This is a genomic window from Brevibacillus sp. NRRL NRS-603 (assembly GCF_003013445.1).
Lineage (GTDB): Bacteria > Bacillota > Bacilli > Brevibacillales > Brevibacillaceae > Brevibacillus > Brevibacillus formosus.
Window position 1 is genome coordinate 143,034 of record NZ_PXZN01000014.1, and the last position, 19,875, is coordinate 162,908.

21 protein-coding genes are annotated in these 19,875 nt (G+C 46.5%); 11 read left to right on the forward strand and 10 right to left on the reverse strand.

Going from position 1 to position 19,875, the window contains the following annotated elements; all coding sequences use genetic code 11:
* Window position 1 precedes the first annotated feature (1 nt).
* Window positions 2-229, reverse strand: a complete 228-nt coding sequence (locus C7R94_RS14985) for a hypothetical protein (protein WP_106782359.1) — start codon at window positions 227-229, stop codon at window positions 2-4.
* Between the two features lie 127 nt (window positions 230-356).
* On the opposite strand from C7R94_RS14985, the gene C7R94_RS14990 reads away from it, so the two are divergent.
* Both C7R94_RS14990 and C7R94_RS14995 read left to right on the forward strand, forming a co-directional pair.
* Entirely contained in the window at window positions 357-881 is a 525-nt protein-coding gene (locus tag C7R94_RS14990) for a sigma-70 family RNA polymerase sigma factor (RefSeq protein ID WP_199197938.1), read from the forward strand.
* A 5-nt stretch (window positions 882-886) separates the two neighbouring features.
* Window positions 887-2,221: a DUF4179 domain-containing protein gene (locus tag C7R94_RS14995; RefSeq protein WP_106782365.1), complete on the forward strand. Its 1,335-nt coding sequence runs from the start codon at window positions 887-889 to the stop codon at window positions 2,219-2,221.
* 59 nt (window positions 2,222-2,280) lie between these two features.
* Here the strand turns inward: C7R94_RS14995 and thiD are convergent, their stop codons facing one another.
* On the reverse strand, window positions 2,281-3,075 hold the full coding sequence (gene thiD, locus C7R94_RS15000; protein WP_106782367.1) for a bifunctional hydroxymethylpyrimidine kinase/phosphomethylpyrimidine kinase: 795 nt from the start codon (window positions 3,073-3,075) through the stop codon (window positions 2,281-2,283).
* Between the two features lie 108 nt (window positions 3,076-3,183).
* Between thiD and C7R94_RS15005 the strand changes: the two genes are divergently transcribed.
* From C7R94_RS15005 to C7R94_RS15015, 3 genes are all read left to right on the forward strand, one after another.
* Window positions 3,184-3,990: a sensor histidine kinase gene (locus C7R94_RS15005; RefSeq protein WP_106782370.1), complete on the forward strand. Its 807-nt coding sequence runs from the start codon at window positions 3,184-3,186 to the stop codon at window positions 3,988-3,990.
* Window positions 3,987-4,634, forward strand: coding sequence for a response regulator (locus tag C7R94_RS15010; protein WP_106782372.1), 648 nt, complete (start codon window positions 3,987-3,989; stop codon window positions 4,632-4,634). Before C7R94_RS15005 ends, C7R94_RS15010 begins: the two co-directional genes overlap by 4 nt.
* An 81-nt stretch (window positions 4,635-4,715) precedes the next feature.
* Window positions 4,716-5,120, forward strand: a complete 405-nt coding sequence (locus C7R94_RS15015; RefSeq protein ID WP_047068672.1) for an SET domain-containing protein — start codon at window positions 4,716-4,718, stop codon at window positions 5,118-5,120.
* A gap of 227 nt (window positions 5,121-5,347) precedes the next feature.
* On the opposite strand, the gene C7R94_RS15020 is transcribed toward C7R94_RS15015, so the two are convergent.
* The 7 genes from C7R94_RS15020 to C7R94_RS15050 all read right to left on the reverse strand — a co-directional run bounded on the left by C7R94_RS15020 (window position 5,348) and on the right by C7R94_RS15050 (window position 11,789).
* The gene (locus C7R94_RS15020) at window positions 5,348-5,527 is read right to left on the reverse strand and encodes a hypothetical protein (RefSeq protein ID WP_106782374.1); all 180 of its coding nucleotides are present in this window, start codon (window positions 5,525-5,527) and stop codon (window positions 5,348-5,350) included.
* Window positions 5,528-5,929: 402 nt separating this feature from the next.
* Complete coding sequence (locus tag C7R94_RS15025) at window positions 5,930-7,429, reverse strand: Ig-like domain-containing protein (RefSeq protein WP_106782376.1); 1,500 nt, start codon at window positions 7,427-7,429, stop codon at window positions 5,930-5,932.
* A 483-nt stretch (window positions 7,430-7,912) separates the two neighbouring features.
* Window positions 7,913-8,782, reverse strand: a complete 870-nt coding sequence (locus tag C7R94_RS15030) for an alpha/beta hydrolase (RefSeq protein ID WP_106782379.1) — start codon at window positions 8,780-8,782, stop codon at window positions 7,913-7,915.
* A gap of 83 nt (window positions 8,783-8,865) precedes the next feature.
* A complete protein-coding gene (locus tag C7R94_RS15035) occupies window positions 8,866-9,306 on the reverse strand; it encodes an Rrf2 family transcriptional regulator (RefSeq protein WP_106782381.1) in 441 nt (146 codons plus the stop codon).
* An 80-nt stretch (window positions 9,307-9,386) separates the two neighbouring features.
* Window positions 9,387-9,836 (reverse strand): GNAT family N-acetyltransferase, encoded by a 450-nt coding sequence (locus C7R94_RS15040; protein WP_106782384.1) that lies wholly within the window; start codon window positions 9,834-9,836, stop codon window positions 9,387-9,389.
* 17 nt (window positions 9,837-9,853) lie between these two features.
* A complete protein-coding gene (locus C7R94_RS15045) occupies window positions 9,854-10,852 on the reverse strand; it encodes a TIGR03943 family putative permease subunit (protein WP_106782386.1) in 999 nt (332 codons plus the stop codon).
* A 10-nt stretch (window positions 10,853-10,862) separates the two neighbouring features.
* A complete protein-coding gene (locus tag C7R94_RS15050) occupies window positions 10,863-11,789 on the reverse strand; it encodes a permease (protein WP_429790914.1) in 927 nt (308 codons plus the stop codon).
* A gap of 254 nt (window positions 11,790-12,043) precedes the next feature.
* Here C7R94_RS15050 and C7R94_RS15055 point away from each other — a divergent pair, with 254 nt between their 5' ends.
* From C7R94_RS15055 to C7R94_RS15065, 3 genes are all read left to right on the forward strand, one after another.
* Window positions 12,044-12,433 (forward strand): ArsR/SmtB family transcription factor, encoded by a 390-nt coding sequence (locus C7R94_RS15055; protein ID WP_047069462.1) that lies wholly within the window; start codon window positions 12,044-12,046, stop codon window positions 12,431-12,433.
* 142 nt (window positions 12,434-12,575) lie between these two features.
* Window positions 12,576-13,616, forward strand: a complete 1,041-nt coding sequence (locus C7R94_RS15060) for a flavin-containing monooxygenase (protein WP_106782391.1) — start codon at window positions 12,576-12,578, stop codon at window positions 13,614-13,616.
* 29 nt (window positions 13,617-13,645) lie between these two features.
* Window positions 13,646-14,665, forward strand: a complete 1,020-nt coding sequence (locus tag C7R94_RS15065) for a cation diffusion facilitator family transporter (RefSeq protein WP_106782393.1) — start codon at window positions 13,646-13,648, stop codon at window positions 14,663-14,665.
* Between the two features lie 47 nt (window positions 14,666-14,712).
* On the opposite strand, the gene acsA is transcribed toward C7R94_RS15065, so the two are convergent.
* Complete coding sequence (gene acsA, locus C7R94_RS15070) at window positions 14,713-16,428, reverse strand: acetate--CoA ligase (RefSeq protein WP_106782395.1); 1,716 nt, start codon at window positions 16,426-16,428, stop codon at window positions 14,713-14,715.
* Window positions 16,429-16,589: 161 nt separating this feature from the next.
* On the opposite strand from acsA, the gene C7R94_RS15075 reads away from it, so the two are divergent.
* The 3 genes from C7R94_RS15075 (at window position 16,590) to C7R94_RS15085 (ending at window position 19,767) form a co-directional block, all read left to right on the forward strand.
* Window positions 16,590-17,489 carry a metallophosphoesterase gene (locus C7R94_RS15075; protein ID WP_106782491.1) on the forward strand — a complete coding sequence of 300 codons (900 nt, stop codon included), beginning with the start codon at window positions 16,590-16,592 and terminating at the stop codon, window positions 17,487-17,489.
* Window positions 17,490-17,531: 42 nt separating this feature from the next.
* Window positions 17,532-18,539 carry a PucR family transcriptional regulator gene (locus tag C7R94_RS15080; protein ID WP_106782398.1) on the forward strand — a complete coding sequence of 336 codons (1,008 nt, stop codon included), beginning with the start codon at window positions 17,532-17,534 and terminating at the stop codon, window positions 18,537-18,539.
* 112 nt (window positions 18,540-18,651) lie between these two features.
* The gene (locus C7R94_RS15085; RefSeq protein ID WP_106782400.1) at window positions 18,652-19,767 is read left to right on the forward strand and encodes an ABC transporter ATP-binding protein; all 1,116 of its coding nucleotides are present in this window, start codon (window positions 18,652-18,654) and stop codon (window positions 19,765-19,767) included.
* The last annotated feature ends 108 nt before the right edge of the window (window positions 19,768-19,875 follow it).

Sequence of the window (19,875 nt, forward strand, 5' to 3'; positions counted from 1 at the left end):
GTTATTTCAGGGTGTTCTTAAAATGGCGCAGCAGCGCCTTTGCTTGCTCCTGCTGCGTTTGCGGTACTTGCAATGTATAGACATGTCCTGCCTTTTTTGTCTGTCTGGACAAAAGCCTGACTCGAATTCCTTTCATTTCTAAATAACGCCGACATTCCTGAGCAATCCGCGGGAGTCCATACGATTCATGAATCGTAACCCATTTGATCCACATGCACTTGCACCCCATCCCCACACGCTTCTTTCTTTTACAGTAAGCAGTGGACAGGCGATTGGTTCAAAAAAAAGAGCTCGGCTGACAATTTATGAAAACCGTTTTGGCACCTGAGCCGTCTAATGCTAGAGGAGGGGAAAAAGTGAATCTGGAACAGCTCGTTTCGCGCGCAAAAGTTGGGGATGATGATGCCTTTTTTCAACTCGTCAGCCTTCATAAAGAACAACTGTATAAAATCGCCTACGCCTTTCTTCGTAATGAGACGGATGCATTGGAAGCCATTCAGGAAGCAACGTGCCGTTCCTACCTCAAGCTGGCACGATTGAAACAGCCTGCGTATTTTCGTACTTGGCTGACCCGCATCCTTATTCATATTTGTCTGGATGAGCAAAAGCGCCGAAAACGGATCATCTTGGGTCCCATGGAGGATGACGTCGAAAGTCGTGCAATTATTCCTATGGATGACCAGAATGTCGAGCGTATTCAAATCGAAGAGGCTCTCGCTCGTCTCAGTCCAAATTATCGCAACATCATTATTTTGAAATATTTTGAAGATCGGACGATACGCGATATTGCAGAAGTACTCGGTCATCCGGAAGGCACCATCAAAACATGGCTGCACAAGGCTTTGGGTGCACTCCGCAAAGATCTCGGGAAAGGCTGGTGAGCTTTATGAGTGAAAATGAAAAAAAGAATGCGAGTCCATACACGGTTCCCGCTGAGATTGATCAATACATTCGAAGAGGGATGGAGCAAGCAAAAGAGCTGCGGCAAAATCGGAGCCGCAAACGGTGGATACGCATTGGTTCTAGTCTGGTTGCTTGTTTGTTTATTTTCGTGTTTATTTTTTCCGTCCGCCTTTCACCTGCTGTTGCCGCTTATGTCAGCTCGATTCCCGGGATGGAAAAGATCGTAGAGTTTCTTCGGGATGATAAAGGCTTGCAAAAGGCAGCAGAACACAATCTTATCCAGAATATTGGCGCCAGTGATTCAGTAGAAGATGTGACGTTTACCATCGATCAAGTTTTGGCCGACGAAAAACGGATGGTCCTCTTCTATACTGTAAAGCATCCATTTACTGATAAAGAAGTAGCCCTGCACAAGATCGAGTTGTTAGACAAAACGGGAAAGGAATGGGAGCATGGTGTATCTTGGTCAAGCATGGGGAGAGAAGAGCCTGTGATTCAAGATCGTATTGATATTGTCATCAATGAAGCCACTGAAATACCCGATGCAATGACTGCAAAAGTCACACTTGCAATTGATAATCTCGAACAAAAGACTCCTCTCTTGATCGACTTTGCTGTAGATAAAAACAAATTTAAGACCTTAGACAAAAAAGTGTACCCCGTGATGAAGGAAGTCATGATCGACGGTCAGCGTTTCACGATTGAACAAATCGCAGTCTTTCCCACTCAGACTGAAGTGAGCATTCGCTTTGATCCAGCTAACCAAAAGCACATATTTGATTTTGATAAGCTAAGGCTCGAAGATGAAAAAGGAGAAACATTCGCTTTTTGGGGAAATGGTGTTCCTGTTCGTGATAACGGTGAGAATAGGAGGATATACAATCTGGAAAGTATTTATTTTGTAGAGCCCGAAAAGCTTATTCTCAAAGCCGATGGCATTCGTGCCCTAGACAAAGATAAATTGCGAATCGTTATCGACGCGAAGACAGGTACATTAACAAACGTGCCGAATGATCGCTTAAAATTAACAGCACTGCGTCAAGTCGATGATGTGGTGGGTATGGACTTTTCTTTGAAGGTTCCGCCTCAAGATAAACACTCTCATATATCCTTAGGGTATGACCTGACTGACGACCTGGGAAATGAATATGATTATGTGCAAGGAAGCGCTTCATCTGCAACAAAAGATGAATCCATTCAAAACTATTCCATACTATTCAAGCGAAAAACAAACAAAGGCACACCTACTTCCTATTCCTTTCCTCTGTCCAGCTATCCTGAACGCCTTCAAGGTACTTTTTCTCTAGAAGTCAAATAAAGAATGCCCCATCAGCGATTGCTTGTATGGCATCGCTGTGGGGCATTCTTTTGATAAACTTAGTCTACAATCGCCCAGTGATTGGTCGGCCCATGCCCGCCACCCAATTGTGGTGCTGTTTTAATTGCTTCGAAGATAAAGCGATTTGCTTTCTCAACCGCAGTGGTGAGCGGTGTATTTTTGGCTAACTCCGCTGTGAGAGCCGCTGAAAACGTACAACCTGTGCCGTGCGTATGGCGTGTATGAATGCGCTCATGGGATATTTCATGGAATGACGCACCGTCGAACAAAATATCAACAACAACATCCCCTTGCATATGTCCACCCTTCATCAGGACATTGCGGGCGCCTAACGCATGTATCGCTTTTGCCGCTTCGCGCATCTCGTCTGTCGTGTCGATTCTCATGCCAGTCAAGCATTCTGCTTCCGGCAAGTTAGGTGTGACGACTTCCGCGAGTGGCAGCAACTCTTTTTTCAATGCAACGATCGCCTCGTCCAGCAGTAATTTTGACCCTCCCTTGGCAATCATCACAGGGTCTACCACCAGCTTTTTCAGGTCAAATGCTTTGACCTGTTCCGCAACAGCACGAATAATATCAGCGTTAAACAGCATGCCCGTTTTCGCCGCGTCAGTGCCAAGATCACGTAGCACCTCATGCATTTGCTGGGCGACTGCCTCTGTCGGCAACGGATATACGCCTGCTACGCCCAATGTATTTTGTGCAGTGATCGCTGTGATTGCACTCATCCCGTACACACCGAGTTGATGAAAGGTTTTCAGGTCTGCCTGAATCCCAGCTCCCCCACCGCTATCTGAACCCGCTATTGTCAACGCTTTCGCAATCGTGCTCATGACATTCCCTCCTGCTTTCCACCTTTTCTCACCTGAGTATACCATCCGCTCGTCCCATTCGGTATACTTAAGGAATGTTTGCCAACAGTCATGCAAGGAGGCATCTGCATGTCCTATCGGATCTTTTATTGGTTGACCTTTTTGATTCCAACTATCATCATCGGGGGTTTTGAATTTATCCGTCACGACTTTCTGCTGCCCTATATGTCTATGGAAGTCGGAAATGTGTACATTACCCTCTTGACGCTCTTTCTCTCTTTTTTATTCGCTACCTGGATGTTTCACACCCTTAAACAAATGAATGCACGAATTGTCGAGGAACAAGCCCGTCGCGCTGTCTATGAAGAACGGGAACGCCTTGCCCGCGAATTACACGACGGAATTGCGCAGTCTCTGTTCTTCCTCAACGTAAAGCTGAAGCAGGGGCACTTGGACGATGCACGGGTCGCTGTATCTGCCATCGACAATCATGTTCGCCAAGCCATCTTTAACTTGCGCTCATTGCCAGAAGAAGGCAGTCTGGATCAACGCCTTGAGAAATGGCTGGCGCAATGGAGCGCGTTATCTGGAATCGACGTTGCTAGCGAATTGCATGTCAAAGACGGCTTTTTCACTCCCACCGCAGAAGTGCAACTGTTCGGGATCATCCAAGAAGCTTTTGCCAACATTCGCAAGCATTCTCAGGCCAAGCATTCGTGGATTCACCTCACGACGGATGAAACAACTGGCTGGCTTCTCGCCGTTGAGGACGATGGCATTGGGATTTCCAACCCTTCTCCCGATACGAAAAAATACGGTCTGTCCATGATACGTGAGCGAGCGCGCCAGTTGAACGCCTCCATCGACATTCAGGTACGACCCGCAGGCGGTACGGTCATCCGCTTATCTTCTCATTCAGGAGGAAAAACACTATGAACGCTTACCGTGTATTGATTGCCGACGACCACCCGATGGCTCGTATGGCCATTCGCAGTCTGCTTGATCCCGATCCCTCTTTTGAGGTCATCGGAGAAGCGCAAAATGGCGAGGAAGCCTTTCTCTTATGCGGACAAATACAACCGGACCTTGTGCTCATGGACATCAACATGCCGAAATGGAGCGGACTCGAAGCGACCCGTGAGGTCAAAAAAGCATACCCTCACATCAAGGTCGTCATTCTCAGCGTCTCCGACGACGTTGCTGACCTCATCACGGCCATTCAGTTCGGTGCCCAAGGTTACTTGCTGAAAAATTTAGAGCCTGACGACTGGATTAACTACTTGCATGCCTTGCTCGGCGAGGATAGTGAGTTGACTCGCGAAATGGCAACCCGTCTCATGTACCGCTTCCGTCAAGAAGAGGTGACGGATGAAATGGTACCCGCTGTTCTGACCCCGCGAGAGCGAGAGATTGTCATGTATGTGGGAGCCGGAAAAACGAATCGGGAAATAAGCGAAGCGCTGATCATCGCAGAAAACACTGTGAAAAACCACCTGAAAAACATTCTCGAGAAGCTGCAATTGGCCAATCGCGTCCAGCTCGCTGCTTATGCGGTTCGCCATCATTTGGTTATCAAATAAAAAACATTGCTTTCTGCTCGATCAACTGTCATCCTTAGAAAGATACGTTTTCCACAGACATAAGAAATGCAGGTGATCCGCATGATCGAAGTCAAGACCTCCAAACTAAGCAATGGAGAATTAAATAGAGGTGTATTTGCAACGCAAGATATCCGAAAAGGCGACCTGATTCATGAAGCGCCCGTGCTGCCCTATTTAAACGAAGAGCATGAGCATATTGAGAAAACCTTACTCGCGGATTATGCATTTGAGTACGGTGCCAATCACACAGCCCTTTTGTTAGGCTATGGCATGCTATTTAATCATTCCTACACGCCAAATGCCACGTATGAGATTAACTTCGACAACCACACGTTTGATTTTTATGCGTATACGGACATTCAAGCGGGTGAAGAAATCTTAATCAACTACAATGGTGATGAGGATTGCGATGATCCTCTCTGGTTTTATGAAGACCAACAGAAAGAAACTGACGATACCAAATAAGCTTATGCTGTAAAAAGAAAGAAAACCCGGAGACAGACACTTGAAAAAGTGCCCGTTATCCGGGTTGTTTTGTGCAACTCTATCCTTCCCAAGCTATTTGGGCGGGCTTTCGCCTTCTCGTGGAAAGGTATCAATTGCATAGCCTTGTTAATTCCCCTAAGTTCCATTTGAATATACTCTTCTTTTGGTATCGTTCACTGACGATTTGCCGGGAAAGGTTGGCAGGATCAAATCTTTGTTTCCTTTTTGGGAGAATCGCCCGAAACCAGGAACCCTCCCATCAGGCAGAGAACCACCCCTAGCCCTATTAAAATATAGTTATATTCAAAGGTCTGAAAATAATATTGCAGAACAAACAGTACCATCCCTAATACAATAGCGATTTTGCCAACCCATTGTTTTCTCACAATTTAATCCTCCGTGTACAAGATCTTTCGGCTGTAAAACAAGAAATCCTTCATGATACCTTTTACGTTGACCTCTACCTGATCGTTTCATTTTTCTTAAAACAATATCACCACATCAACTCCGCTTACCGAATTAATAATTATGCTATCCTGCCCGTTCGTATTATGAGGTCAGCCAGTTTTTACTGGTTTACCATTTTTAATATGGTTCTACGATTACGTAGCCGGGGTAGAACGTCCCTACCCGTGGGGCATTGACCTCGTACGCTAAACTGTTCACCCCCTACTTGTAGAAACATGTTTGAGGCTGGTTGGGACATCTTTCGACGATGTTAATGGGAAGAACCTCCTATCTCTTTGATAGGAGGTTAAGTACGTTATCTATTGACGCAAATTGAGTATCTACCCTTTCACCTGGACCGAGAATACTGCTTTTTTTCCTTGAAAGGTTGCGATGATTTGCACTTTTCCCTTCTCTTTGGCCGTAACTCGTCCATTCTCGTCAACTACGGCCACTTCTTCGTTGGAAGAGGTCCATCGAATCCCGTTCGTCAGAGCTTCTTTGGTATCGTCATCATAAACAGCCGTAACCTTAAGTTCTTCCGTATCGCCTTTATCCAGTTTCAGTTTGTGCATTTGCATTTGCGGCTCAAGGGAGACGATGGTTTTTGTTTTGCCGTATTTGATCACATAGATGTCTCGCTTGTCCGCCATTGTTGTGCTTTTTTCCCAATATTCCCCCAATAATAAGTATTGGTCATTTCCCTGCGGAACCGCATTAGCAACGCGTATTTGCGGGAACGAGATCGTTCTCTCCCACAAAAGGTCGCCAGAGTGATCCAACTTCTTGAAATTCCATTTGGAAGGGTCAGCGTTTATCGAATCCATCAGCCCGATCAGCATGTAGCCATCATCCGCTGTCTCGGACAACAATAAGCCTCTTTCTCCGTCCGACACTTCTCCACTTCCCACTTCGGTATCGTAAAGCTTCTGCCAAACAACTTTCCCCTCCGAATCGATATGCCACGCAACGATGTCATCGAAACCGGGGTCAGAGTTGAAGCGGTTGGTGTATCCGGTGACGAGAAGCCCGCCATCGGTCGCAGGGAGGACTGATTTAATTGTGACCGAACCCTTCTGTTCGTAGGTATGTTCCCAAAGCTTGTCCGCTTCTTCGGACAGCTTTGCCACGTACAGGTGAGCATCGCCGGAGAACACACTGCCTTGGACAAACATTTCCCCGCTTTTGGTAACATAAACCCGATGAGCTGAGTTGCCCAACGGCTTATCCCATTCGATTTCACCTGATGCTGTGATCTTCACGATATTGTATAGGTACTGTCCACTCTCTTCGAGGTATTTGTGGCCTACTGCGACCACACCACCGTCGAATGTTTCGGCGAAATCACTGTACAGCAGGACATATCTGTCCGGTATCATCGCCCCCCCCTCTACCTCAATTGCTTTCGTCCACTCCTCATCACCGGTTTCACTCAATTTGATCAACTGCAGCTTGTCCGGCTCCGAGCGTAGCGCTCCCATCACTAGATATCCGCCTTCTTTCGCCTGCTCCACGTCGGCGATAAAGAACTCTTCCGGCATGCGCTTTGACCATTCTTCCCGACCCGTTCCATCTGCTTTCACCAGCAAAGGGGGGAGTATGCGATAATCACTGTTCGTCCCGTTTGCCCAGACCAGCCCGCCTCCATCTTTCGTCGGGACGACCTTTTGGACTAACTCCCGCGTCTCCTCTTTGGTATAACGCTGTTCCCACTTCAGTTGGATTTCATCATCGGCAGCGGAAGCTTGTCCAATCAGACAAAGTGATGCCGCCAGCGAGAAGGCAACCATCCGGATCAAGAACCGCCGGCAACGGAAATGATTCTTTTCCCTTGTTCTCATGTTTTCCACACTCCATTTTTAGCAATATTGGAAATGTTTTTCCAACCCATTCCTACTTATATAAGAGCATGAGCATGACAACCTTGTACAGTAACCTTATTCCTAGGCAATAAATCGGAAAGCAAGTCCTCGTTAAACCTTTTTCCTGCTTCTTCCTACTTAGTGACTACTGGAGGGGATTACGCATACAAACGGGATTTCGACGAATACAAAAGACCTAGGAAAATGGCCCAGATCATCTCTTGATTCCGCTCCTATCGTCTGCGGAACATTGCATAAATAAAATTCCACCATGTTGTCTAACCTAACTATTTAGGACGCAACCCATAACTCCCCCGGAGGCACCAATAATTATCGGACCGACTCTAAAACTCTCTTCTTCCCCATTGCAGTACTAGGGAGTTTTTAGCATATCGCCAACCCCTCGCTAGCTCACGGGACTATCCTTTTTTATGAGATCCTTCTCTATTAGGTCACTAGCGTTTATTTTAAATGTTCGTCGAAAAAAGCTTTAACAACATCCATTGTTTGCTGTTGTGTGAAACCGTTATGCCCTGCTCCCTTAATTTTATACATACTTGCGTTGTTTCCAGCTCTGCGCAAAGCATAAAAAAGTTCAACGCTTTGTTCATAGGGCACTACATCATCTGCGTCACCATGCATAATCAATATGGGCGGAGCATCCGGACGAACATACTCGATGGGACTCGCTTCTCTTGCTCTTGCTTGATTCTCTTGAATTGCTCCTCCCACTAGCTTAGATTCCGGCGAATGTGGTGAATCATGGTCAAAAACAGAAGGGTATTGGCTCATGGACAGCAATTCGGTTGGCCCAAACCAATCCACAACTGCTTGAACCACACATTGATTTTCTTCTGATCCCAAAGCATCTAACCCTGCTAGTAAAGCTAAATGTGCACCGGAGGAATCTCCCCATAGACCGACTTTGCTTGGATCTATGTTGTACTTCGCGGCATTTGATTTTAGAAATTGTATCGCATCCTTCACATCATCGAGTTGAGCAGGAAAAATAGCCTCTGAACTAAGGCGGTATTGCACGCTTGCAACGACAAACCCGCGTTTGGCAAATTCTGAGAGCTGTGGGATAAAGGCGAACAAATCTTGGTCGCTCCATCCCCATCCACAACCTTGCAGATAAATAATCAATGGGTAAACCTCTTTGTTACCCTCTCGATTAAATAGAGCATCCATCGGATTTCTATATACCAATAAGTTTAGCTTTAAAGGGGTGTTCCCTTTTTCGGAATAAATGATGTTTGGAATAAGTTGAACATATGAATTTACATCTTGATCCCAGTGAAGTTCTTTAATTTCAGAATCATAACTAATCATTACTAAATCCTCCTTATGATGTAAAATTTTTTTGAGAGGGCGGTCTCGTTGTTAGTAAAACACTTACAACTAAGTCGAAAAAATTATGCTCCCGAAGAAGCATTTTTTTTTCTAATTATGATCTCAGTAATTTCATGGATGGAGACTGCTCGCAAGACCTCTTCCATAGCTTGCTGTGCCTTCAATAAATAGATTTCCAAAACATCATGGATATTTGACCCAACCCAACAATTTGGATTGGGATTTTCATGCCAATGGAAGAGTTCACCCTCGATGACTACATCGACGGCTTGATAAACGTCGTATAAAGAAATAGAACCTGGTTCTTTTAACAAGTATGCTCCACCCGATCCACGCTTCACTCCGATTAATCCGGCTTTTTTCAAAAGTCCACTGATTTGCCGAATATATCCCGCATTAATATTCACGCTATCGGCTATTTGCTCTGAGGTCATATTATCGGTACGGACGCTTATAAGCGACAGTATATGTACTGCGATGGTGAATCTGTTACTGATTTTCATTGTACCACCCCTCGTTGTAACCAATATACTAACAACGAAGGGTGGTGTCAAGCAATCTATAGCAGTGGATGTGCGGGGAATTACTTTATCCTTTTCTCGAAAAAAGATAGCCACAGACCGGGCTTCACTTCTTTTTTATCCGTCAAGGTAAAACCATGTCTCCCATACAACCGAACGGCGGGTTCGTTCAAAGAACCGGTTGCGACGATGATCTTGCTGTTGGCATGCTCGTGGACAGAGGCAAGTAATTGACTCGCGATTCCCTTGCGAAAATGAATAGGATCTACAATCATTCGGTGAATATCCAATGTATCTCCTTCGATCAAAAAAGATACTGCCCCTGTCAGCTCGGCTCCCTCTATGTAGCCATAAAACGTTTCTCCACATGCTCTCAGTTGTTCTACTGATTCTCGCAGGGGAGGAATATCTGCTGTACCAATTATCTCTGCCTCTACACGATACGCTCTTTGCTGCAGGTTCCAAAGTTTTTGTACCGTTTGTTCATCCTGTAAATTTAGTCGCACGATCATTTTCGTTCCCCCACATTTTAGCTGTCTGTTGCTGCTTCAAAGCTGTAATACACATAAGGATCTTTTGGCGCGGAGACGGCTTCTACCTGAGATGCTTTGAGCACTAGCATGTCGTATCCGTCTACCTGACGCAGCTCGAGCTTTCCGCGAACTTTTACCCAGCTATCTTTTGCCCATTTGTTCGCGTCCTCCTTTTCCACCAGAACGCCGTAAACACTGGAATCTGCTGTACAGCAGGTGACGGAAAAACGCGCTACAACAAACTGCTGCTTGGTAAAATCAGGTTGCCGATATACAAATCCCATCGTTTCAAGCTCTTTCCCAGCAAATTCTTTTGCATATAGCTCCATTGTGGTGAGTCCGTCCAAGAACACTTTGTCATTCAGTTCAATCACTGGCTGTTTATGTAAAAAGACGGCGATATCCGTGTAAAAGTCACCAAATCCCCCGTTCGAGAATCGTTGCCGCAATTGCTCGTCGTCTGTTGCTTGCACCGGGGGTAAAGCTGCTTGATTGGTAGCTTCTGACTGTGGTTCTACGCTTTGTTCGGCATCTTCTTTTACTTCTGCCTCCTGCTCCGCATTTTCTGCTGCATTCGCATTCATATTCGCGCTCGCCGTAACATCCGCCAGCTTTCGTACATCATTGCTGAGTAACGTGATCCCCCGCTTCTCCGCTACATCACTGCCAAGAATTTTATCCGGCATGACAAAGCCCATTACGATGGGGAGTATAAACAAGCTATAAACCAAAAGGGAGCCCATAGGTGTACGCGGAACTTTGTGCTGCTCCTCACAATCGCAATCGTAAACACTACTGCCAACAAAAATTTGCCGTATGCTGACAATTGTCAACAGGGCCAGGATGACGAGTGTGACATAGCTGAACATGTGCAATCGCGGTGCGAGATAGTGACTGAGTGTTTCCGACAGGATCAAATAGGCCAACAACACTGTAATGCCCGCCAAAATCAAACTGCGCATGATATGATGACGCTTCAATTTTTTCTGATCCATATTCTCCTCCTTACATCGGTATGAGCATGGTGACGCAAATTACCAAAAGCGTAATAGCCACAACCAACTTGACAACAAAACCAAAGCGAAACGTTCCAAATAGCATCAACGTCGTTTTTAAATCGAGCATGGGACCAAAAACCAGAAAGGCAAGCAACGAGCTGCTTGAAAATGTATTGGCAAAGGAAGCAGCGATAAACGCATCTGCCTCTGAACAAAGCGAAAACAAGTACGCCATCCCCATCATGACCAAATTGGAGGTGAGCGGTGTTTGACCGATGTCCATGAGCGTATCCCGGCTGATGTACACCTGTAAAAGCGCACTGATAAACGCACCAAACAACAAATATTTCCCCATGTCAAAAAATTCGTCCACCGCGTGGGCAAACGTCGAGGACAGCTTTCCACCCGTCGCTTTTACATGGTCGGCTTCATGACTGATTTGCGATTCCATGCCGAGCCGTATTGGATTTTTTTTGACAAACAGAAAGACAAGCATGCCTACAATTAGCGCAACAACGAATCCCGCAATGCCCCGGTAGAGAGCCATTTCCGGCTGACGCGTGAAAGCCACATAGGTCGATGACAAAACAACGGGATTCACAATCGGTCCCGCCAATAAGAAAACAATCCCGACTGACAGCGGCATCCCTTTTTGTATCAAGCGACGAACCACAGGGATAATGGCACATTCACATACGGGGAATAAAAATCCCAGTAACCCGGCAAACGGCAGGGCAACGAGTGGATGCTTCGGTGTCCAACGCCTCACCTGCTCTTCTGTCACAAACGTCTGGATAAACGCAGAAAAGAATACACCCAAGAGGACAAACGGGATTGCTTCCAGCCAAATACTAAGGAAAAAGGTTTTCACATCAAGCCACAAAGGGGACCATTCTATGCTCCAACCGGAAAAAAAGTCGCTGTCCCTGCCCATTGTTAACCAAACGACACTTAGTCCAAGCAGGAGCGCCCCGATTATTTCAACCAGGAATTGGCGAATCTTCAGAATCAAGTGGAATTTCTCTCCTCTCTTTTCACAAATAGGTATCATTCCTATTTATATAAAGGCACTGATATTTCCTTCTTTTCCTTGACCTTTTTTTACAAAATGAACAGGTTGTCCAGCCTTCCCTTCCCCCTTTATCCGTCTTATAATGGTGGAAAATGGTACGGTTTGGGGTGAAGGAAATGAGCGAAGACATTCAGCGCATTCCCACTGATCTAGAGGTTTGTGAAGTCCAGACGATCGACGAAGAAAAAGTAAACAGGCTTCGGCCCAGAATGATGGAGACGGAAGGTGTCGCCCCTCTCTTCAAGGCTCTTGCAGATGATACGCGAGCAAAAATCATTTATGCGCTGGCACTTGAAGGAGAGCTATGCGTATGCGATGTCGCTGCAACCATCAATAGTTCGATTCCCAATACCTCCCACCATCTGCGCTTGTTAAAAAACATGGGTCTCGCCCGGTACCGAAAAAATGGCAAGCTCGTCTATTACTCACTCGACGACGATCATGTCCGCCATTTAATCATGTGTGGTATTGAGCATGCTGCCGAATTGAAGCAATCAAAGCCGTAAATCCACTGGCTTTTATCCGGGTCCGTCACCAATAGTGGCGGCCTTTTTTGCTGATGTCCAAAAAACATTCAAACAATTACTTGAATATAATAATGAATATGGTATGATTTAGGTAATCCTTACCGGAAAGAAGGCCCGAATCATGAACGACTATGACGTCATCGTAATTGGCGGAGGGCAGGCAGGACTTGCTCTCGGTTATGCTCTCAAGCGTAAAAGCCGCCGTTTTGTCATCTTGGAGCAAAACAAACGGATTGGTGATAGTTGGCGCAAGCGGTACGATTCACTCGTACTTTTTACGCCTCGCAAATATAATCATCTGCCTGGCCTCGCTTTCCCTGGAGAGCCGCATACACTCCCAAACAAAGACGATGCAGCAGATTATCTGGAATTGTACGCGAAACGTTTTGAATTGCCAGTCATGCTCGGAACTACCGTTTTGGAACTTAGCCATGCCGGATCTAGATTTCAGGTTCGGACACCAGACAGCTTGCTCTTCGCGAGCCAGGTAGTGGTTGCTACAGGGCCCTTTCATACACCCTATATCCCGGCTATCGCAAACAGCTTGAACCCGAGCATTCGTCAATGGCACACCGCGCAGTACAAAAATGAAAGCCAGCTCATTGACGGTCCTGTCCTCGTCGTGGGCAGTGGCAACTCTGGCGCGCAAATCGCAGTAGAGCTTGCCGCTCATCGTCCCGTAGTTTTTTCACAAGGCGAATCACGTCCTTACTTGCCGCACTTCATTTTTGGAAAACCTATCTTTGATTACATGAAGGTACTCGGGTTACTTGATGTCCCCCGCTCCACCTGGCTAGGACAAAAATTGAGTCAATCACCTGATCCCATTTTCGGTTACAAAAAGCAGGTCCGCGATTTGTCCAGATCCGGAGCAATGCGATTGGTTTCCCGGGCAGTACAGGTGAATGGAAACACTGCTATTTTTGCAGATGGAAATCAAGCAACGGTCAACAACATATTGTGGGCTACCGGTTTTCGATCGAACTACGATTGGCTTAACGTCCCTCATGTGCTTGATTCCCACGGCCGACCGATTCATCATCGCGGGATAACCAAAGTTCCTGGCCTATCCTTTCTCGGGCTACCCTGGCAGCATACACGAGGATCAGCGCTTATGGGCGGTGTTGGGAATGACGCGCTTTTTTTAGCAGAGCATCTATAATTCATTCATTTTATAAGGAGGACACAATTATGGGATTTCATCATCACGATCATGGAGATGGTCATGGTCACGACCACCATCACCATGGAAAAGGAGCCAGTAAACGAGCTCTTCTCATTTCTTTCCTCATCATTGCTGTATTTTTGGTTGTAGAAACCATCGGGGGCTTCCTCACCAATAGTTTGGCGTTGCTCTCTGACGCTGGGCATATGTTAAGTGATGCATTAGCGCTTCTATTGAGCTTGATCGCTGTTCATTTCGCTGCACGACCACCTTCTGCCAAGAGAACATTCGGGTTGAAACGTTTTGAAATCTTGGCTGCACTAACCAATGGTGTGACACTCGTGCTGATTTCCTTGTTCATTTTCTGGGAAGGGTTCCAACGCATGTGGAATCCCCCTGAGGTTGCCAGTGGCTCCATGATCATTATCGCCTCAGTTGGACTCTTGGCGAATATTGCTGCAGCCATGGTACTCATGCGTGGTGATACCAAGAACAACGTCAATGTACGCAGTGCCTATCTCCACGTTCTCGGTGATCTTCTCGGTTCTGTCGGTGCAATCGTTGGTGGTATCCTGATGTGGGCTTTTGGCTGGTACATTGCCGACCCGATCATCAGTATCGTCGTGGCTGTCCTGATCATGCTGAGCGCATGGCGCGTAACGAAAGAATCCGTCAATATTTTGCTGGAAGGAGCCCCTTCTCGGCTGGATACGGCAAAAGTGGAAGAGCGACTCAGTCAGCTGTCTGGAGTTATCAAAGTGCATGACCTGCACATTTGGACGGTTACTTCCGGATTTGATTCCCTGACATGCCATCTGGTTGTCCAGGACGATTTGCCCAGCTACCCTGTGTTAAATGACGCGCTGGTCCTTTTGGAAAAAGAATTCGGCATTACACACGCTACCATTCAGATTGAGAACTCCTCTACTGTACATGGTGACTTACATTGCCAGGCAACAGCCGATTCCCACGATCACGATCATAACCATGAGCATGAGCACAACCACGACCATCCGCATGATCATAAACAACATAACCATTCCTAAAAAAAGAAACCATCTCCCGACATTTCGAGAGATGGTTTTTCTTGTGATTAATCTTCCATCGTAGACAGGTCACCAGTTGGTAGACCTAATTCCCACGCTTTCAAGACGCGGCGCATGATTTTTCCGGAACGAGTTTTTGGCAACTTGTCGCGGAATTCGATTTCACGAGGAGCAGCATGTGCAGCCAATCCTTCTTTTACAAACTTGCGAATCTCTTCCATCAACGCTTCACTTGGCTCATACCCAGCTCGCAGCGCGATGAATGCTTTGATAATTTCACCACGAACCGGATCTGGTTTGCCGATGACGCCCGCTTCGGCTACTGCTGGATGCTCCACGAGCTTGCTCTCTACTTCAAACGGACCGACTCGCTCACCCGAAGTATTGATCACATCATCAATACGGCCTTGGAACCAGAAGTAGCCTTCTTCATCCTTGTATGCAGAATCCCCGGATACATACCAGCCTGGGATGCTGAAGTACTCCTCGTACTTCGCTGGGTTGTTCCAGATTTGTCTCATCATGGCCGGCCAGCCCGCACGGATTGCCAGATTCCCCATACGATTCGGCGGCAGCTCATTTCCGCGATCGTCAATAATCGCTGCATAAATACCTGGGAACGGCTTACCCATCGATCCAGGCTTGATCGCCATACAGCGATAGTTAGAAATCAGCTGAGCACCTGTTTCCGTCATCCACCAGTTGTCGTGAATGCGTTGATTGAACACACGCATGCCCCAGTGAACGACTTCAGGATTGAGTGGTTCGCCAACGCTCAGGACGTGACGCAGACTGGATAAGTCAAACTGCTTGACGAGTTCATCCCCTGCCCCCATGAACATGCGGAACGTAGTCGGAGCACTGAACCAAATCGATACTTTGTTTTTCTCAATGACTTTATACCAGTCTTCGGGAGTGAAACGTCCACCACGTACGACAATGGTTGCTCCATTCAACCAAGGCGAAAAAATGCCATAAGAGGTACCTGTTACCCAGCCTGGGTCTGCTGTGCACCAATAAATATCATCCTCTTGCAGGTCGAGAATCCATTTCCCAGTTTGGTAATGCTGGATCATGGCATTGTGGACGTGCAGGACACCCTTTGGCTTACCGGTTGAGCCTGAGGTATAGTGCAGAATCATGCCATCCTCACGATCGACCCATTCGATTTCCAGCTCGGTGGAGGCTTCTTCCATCGCTTTTTCAAAGCGGATATGACCTTCTTTTAGCTCCTCTTCTGCACCTACAACAATCACGTGTTTTAGTGCTGGCAGGTCGTTTACTGGAATACGCGGCAAAAGTGCAGGTGTCGTAACGATCGCAACGGCTTCGCTATTTTCCAAGCGATCACGCACAGCTGCTTCCATGAACGCTTCAAATAGCGGCCCTACGATTGCACCAATTTTGATCGTACCTAAAACGCTTACATAAAGCTCCGGCGAACGCGGCATAAAGACGAAAACGCGGTCCCCTTTCACAATGCCCAGATTCCGCAAAACATTCCCGAATTTATTGGATAATTCACTTAATTGCGCAAAAGTATAAGTCTCGTCTCTCGTCGCATTGCTGTACATCAAAGCGATTTTGTCTTTCCGATCCGTAGCGAGATGTCGATCAATGGCTTCATACACCATGTTCACTTTCCCGGTCTCATACCAAGAGAATTGCTTCTCCACATCCGCCCAATCAAAATTCGCATATGCTTCATCATAATTTTCCAGATTATAAGGGCCTTCCGTTGCTGGAATTTTCTCTACGTTCATGTCGTCACTCTCCTACTCTACATCGTTTTTCTCACTACGCAACATTCATAATATTTCTACATTTTTTGCGTAATTCCTCCTACCAGAACCTACTTATTCGATCGTGAACTTTTTCTAGTATAATGACAGTATTCTTACCGCAAAGGAGATGGCTGACCATGATGATCTGGTTTATTTTACTTGGTGCTATCGCCTTGTTGCTTTTTCGAGCCTATCGCAATACATTTGATGTTCAAATAAAAGAAGTTGCGATTCCCTTGCAAAAATCACAGCACCTTCAACACCCGCATGATTTTGAGCCGATTTCGATCTTGCACTTGTCTGATTTGCACATGGAAAACTTGTCTGTAGGGCCCCAGCGCATTGTCGATGACTTCTCGCAGCGTCAGGTAGACCTGATTGCGATTACCGGCGACCTGCTTGACCGTGAAATAAACATTCCGAAGGCAGTCGCTTTTGTGCAATATCTCCAGCAATTACAGCCGACACTCGGAATTTATGTGGTTTTTGGCAATCATGACTATGTTCTTGCCCCTTTCAAGCTCGCCCAGTTGAAATCAGAGTTAGAACGCATTGGCTGTCGTGTTCTTCTCAATGAAAATGAAACCGTCTATCACAAGGGGCAGCCCCTGCACATTATCGGTGTGGATGATTTCAGCACGCGCCATAGCAACCTGGCCAAGTCTTTCTTCGATGTACCCGAGACAGGAGCAAGGCTCGTCTTGACTCATGATCCTAATATAGTTTTGCACATGAAAGAGTATGCTTACGATTATTTGTTGTCAGGGCATTTTCACGGAGGACAGATCCATTGGCCTCGCCCCTTTCATCTCGCAACGATGGGGAAATTACCTAAGCAAAATATCGTGAAAGGTCTTCACGAGATGGATGGTCGCCCCTTTTACATCAGTGAGGGCTTGGGGCAAACAGGGGTAAACATCCGTCTGCGTTCCCGTCCCGAGATAACCTTGCATGTCCTGGGCACTGATGCTCCATACAACGATTTGGCCACTCCAGCTCCGGCCCTACAAGAAACCGCTGCCACGCTCGCCCTCGACTAAGGTATAATAACCTTACTTTCGTGTCGAGATGGGGGTCACCTTGTGGAAAAATGGAAGAGAGATGTCGAGCACATCCGACAAACGACGCATTTACCTATCGAATATGTACAAGTCTCACAAACAGAAGCAGCACATATCCAGCAGGATTGGGTACAAAAAGGCTGGGAGCAAGTTGCCCGCCATTCGAGTAACGGTGTAGTGACATTGATCCTTATCGAAACGGTAGCATGGCATACTTCAGCCCGAGCGTTGTTGGATCTGATTTTTCCTCATGTGGATGATCCAGCAGCGCTTCCCCTCCCAAAACAGATATCCAACTGGCTTTCGAGCATTGTCACTGGCTCCCCTGTTGCAATCCCTGCTCAACTCGAAGCAAAATGGCCGTGGAAAGAAGCGCGTGTCTCCTTTTTATTAGAGCGATGCAGACCGGATCGAAAGGGAGAATGGGATTCCTTGCAGCCCTTGCTGCATGATTTTTTTGAAGGAGGACCGGATTTCATTCCGTTAACGCAAACACATGCCCTTCTCATCGTCCCTGTCTCCATGCTCGATCATCAGAAAACGGCTTCAGAGCTTATGGAGTGGGCATCTGGCCTGCATGATCTGATTTCGATGGAATGGATGGAACCCGTTCGCCTTGTTGTCGGATCGCCAATCACGAGTCCACTTGCATTGGGCGACACTCTATTACGGCAATTATCACTTGCCCGTGCCCTTCAATCCTATCGACCACAAATGATGGTTGCTGGAGATTGGTCTTATCCGTTAGAACGATGGGCAGCTTCTCTCCCCAAAGAAATAGCAGCCGCAATCGCTAACGAGCTGGCTGCTGTCATAACCGTTCCGCACATGACAGATGAACAACTGGAAACATTAGATACGTTGTTCGCCAGACAATTGAATGTAAGCGATACAGCACGACAGCTATTCCTTCATCGGAATACACTGTTGTATCGATTGGACAAGCTGACAGAACAAACCGGATTAGACCCGCGATTGTTTCCTGATGCCGTCATGCTCCAGCTCTACCTGCTCTTTCGTCAAAATTAACAAAACATTTCGTATATACTGTCCGTATCCAACTTGCAAGTGAATTGGTACCCTACCCTTACAGTTATCCAAGAATTTTCTTTCTTCACAAACCCGAGGAGGTGCCTTTTTCATGGCAAAGGTAAGTCTTTCCCACATTTATAAGCGATATGGAAACAACGTTACGGCAGTTGACGATTTTCACTTGGAAATTCAAGATCGCGAATTCCTCGTTCTGGTCGGACCATCTGGTTGTGGAAAATCTACCACGCTGCGCATGATTGCAGGTCTGGAAGAGATTTCGGATGGTGATTTATACATAGGCGATCGCCGTGTCAACGATGTGGCTCCCAAAGATCGCGACATCGCCATGGTTTTTCAAAGCTATGCACTCTATCCGCATATGAATGTATACGAAAATATGGCTTTCGGTCTGAAATTGCGCAAATTCTCCAAATCTGATATTGATAAGCGAATTCAAGATGCAGCGCGAATCCTCGATATTTCGCATTTGCTAGACCGCAAGCCAAAAGCGCTGTCAGGGGGACAAAGACAGCGTGTTGCATTGGGTCGTGCGATCGTGCGTGAACCGCAAGTATTTTTGATGGATGAACCGTTGTCCAACCTCGATGCAAAGCTGCGTGTACAAATGCGCACGGAAATTTTGAAACTGCATCAACGCTTGAATACCACGATCATTTATGTGACACACGATCAGACAGAGGCCATGACCATGGGAGACCGGATCGTCGTCATGAAGGACGGCCTTATCCAACAGGTTGCCACCCCGACCGAAATCTACAATCATCCAGTCAATCTGTTTGTAGCGAGCTTTATCGGCTCCCCTGCGATGAACTTTGTGAAAGGGAATCTTTCCGAAAAAGACGGGGCGCTCTATTTTGATGCGCAAAATATTCATGTACGCTTCCCAGAAGATAAAGCTAAGACTTTACGGGAAAAAGGTTATGTAAATAAGCAGGTTATTTTTGGGATTCGCCCTGAGGACATTTACAGCGACGCCTCCTTTATGGAAGCAAATCCATTTGAGAGCTCACTTGAAGCAGAAGTTGAAGTCGTAGAAAATATGGGCTCTGAATTGTATGTATATTTCCACAATATTGGGGATACCCAGATGGTAGCGCGCGTGGATTCTCGTGAAGCGCTAAAACCTAAGATGAAGGTAAAACTAGCGATGGATCTTGCCAAATGTCACGTATTTGACAGCGAGACAGAAGTAGCTGTATTCTAATAGCGAACTGAGAAGGAGTGTCCCATCCGGCATTCCTTTTCCTATTTTTTTGTGCAAAACCTTTATAGAGAGAACACCTAGAGAGATAGCGTGGAGAGGAGCGGATAA

Coding starts and splice junctions, on each gene's coding strand:
- C7R94_RS14985 (WP_106782359.1), bottom strand. CDS start 229: ATGGGGTGCAAGTGCATGTGGATCAAATGGGTTACGATTCATGAATCG.
- C7R94_RS14995 (WP_106782365.1), top strand. CDS start 887: ATGAGTGAAAATGAAAAAAAGAATGCGAGTCCATACACGGTTCCCGCT.
- thiD (WP_106782367.1), bottom strand. CDS start 3,075: ATGAGCACGATTGCGAAAGCGTTGACAATAGCGGGTTCAGATAGCGGT.
- C7R94_RS15005 (WP_106782370.1), top strand. CDS start 3,184: ATGTCCTATCGGATCTTTTATTGGTTGACCTTTTTGATTCCAACTATC.
- C7R94_RS15010 (WP_106782372.1), top strand. CDS start 3,987: ATGAACGCTTACCGTGTATTGATTGCCGACGACCACCCGATGGCTCGT.
- C7R94_RS15015 (WP_047068672.1), top strand. CDS start 4,716: ATGATCGAAGTCAAGACCTCCAAACTAAGCAATGGAGAATTAAATAGA.
- C7R94_RS15025 (WP_106782376.1), bottom strand. CDS start 7,429: ATGAGAACAAGGGAAAAGAATCATTTCCGTTGCCGGCGGTTCTTGATC.
- C7R94_RS15030 (WP_106782379.1), bottom strand. CDS start 8,782: ATGATTAGTTATGATTCTGAAATTAAAGAACTTCACTGGGATCAAGAT.
- C7R94_RS15035 (WP_106782381.1), bottom strand. CDS start 9,306: ATGAAAATCAGTAACAGATTCACCATCGCAGTACATATACTGTCGCTT.
- C7R94_RS15040 (WP_106782384.1), bottom strand. CDS start 9,836: ATGATCGTGCGACTAAATTTACAGGATGAACAAACGGTACAAAAACTT.
- C7R94_RS15045 (WP_106782386.1), bottom strand. CDS start 10,852: ATGGATCAGAAAAAATTGAAGCGTCATCATATCATGCGCAGTTTGATT.
- C7R94_RS15050 (WP_429790914.1), bottom strand. CDS start 11,789: ATGGGCAGGGACAGCGACTTTTTTTCCGGTTGGAGCATAGAATGGTCC.
- C7R94_RS15055 (WP_047069462.1), top strand. CDS start 12,044: ATGAGCGAAGACATTCAGCGCATTCCCACTGATCTAGAGGTTTGTGAA.
- C7R94_RS15060 (WP_106782391.1), top strand. CDS start 12,576: ATGAACGACTATGACGTCATCGTAATTGGCGGAGGGCAGGCAGGACTT.
- C7R94_RS15065 (WP_106782393.1), top strand. CDS start 13,646: ATGGGATTTCATCATCACGATCATGGAGATGGTCATGGTCACGACCAC.
- acsA (WP_106782395.1), bottom strand. CDS start 16,428: ATGAACGTAGAGAAAATTCCAGCAACGGAAGGCCCTTATAATCTGGAA.
- C7R94_RS15075 (WP_106782491.1), top strand. CDS start 16,590: ATGATCTGGTTTATTTTACTTGGTGCTATCGCCTTGTTGCTTTTTCGA.
- C7R94_RS15085 (WP_106782400.1), top strand. CDS start 18,652: ATGGCAAAGGTAAGTCTTTCCCACATTTATAAGCGATATGGAAACAAC.